This is a genomic window from Streptomyces sp. ActVer, from assembly GCF_027270795.1.
GTDB lineage: Bacteria > Actinomycetota > Actinomycetes > Streptomycetales > Streptomycetaceae > Streptomyces > Streptomyces umbrinus_A.
The window spans coordinates 1-520 of sequence record NZ_JAPWHT010001039.1; the positions used below are offsets into that span (position 1 = coordinate 1).

1 pseudogene is annotated in these 520 nt (G+C 73.8%); it reads left to right on the plus strand.

Annotated features, from left to right (window positions below):
• Positions 1-274: pseudogene (locus tag O3Q52_RS54020) on the plus strand (cellulose-binding protein); the annotation flags it as partial.
• Positions 275-520 lie beyond the last annotated feature (246 nt).

Consider the following 520-nt stretch of genomic DNA (forward strand, 5'->3'; position numbering starts at 1 on the left):
CCACGAGGAGCGGGCCGCGCGCGCGGTGGAGGAGCTGGCCGAGGCCGAACGGGCCCTCGCCGAGGCCCACGAGTCCACCCGGCACCTCCAGGAGGACGCCGAGGCCCGCGCCGCCGAACTCCTCGCCGAGGCCCGCCTCCACGAGGACCGCGTCTCGCGTGAGACGGAACGCGTCCTCCGTGAACACGGGGACGAGTGGGACGACGTGAGCGCCCACATGACCCACGTCCGCAACAGCCTCACGGCCCTGACGGGCCGGGCGACGGCGGAGTAGCCCTCGGATGCGTTGTCGGCTGCGGCCCGGTGGGGGCGGGCCGCGCAGTTCCCCGCGCCCCTAAAAGCACCGGTGGGGGCCAGCCGTACAGCTTCCCGCGCTAAAAGACGGGGGCGGCCCCAGGTCTTTCAGGGGCGCGGGGAACTGCGCGATCAACCACGACCGCCCCGCAGCCGACACACATCCCTCAGCCACCCCTAAGGGGCGCGGGGAACTGCGCGAACAACCCCCACCGGCCTGCAGGCA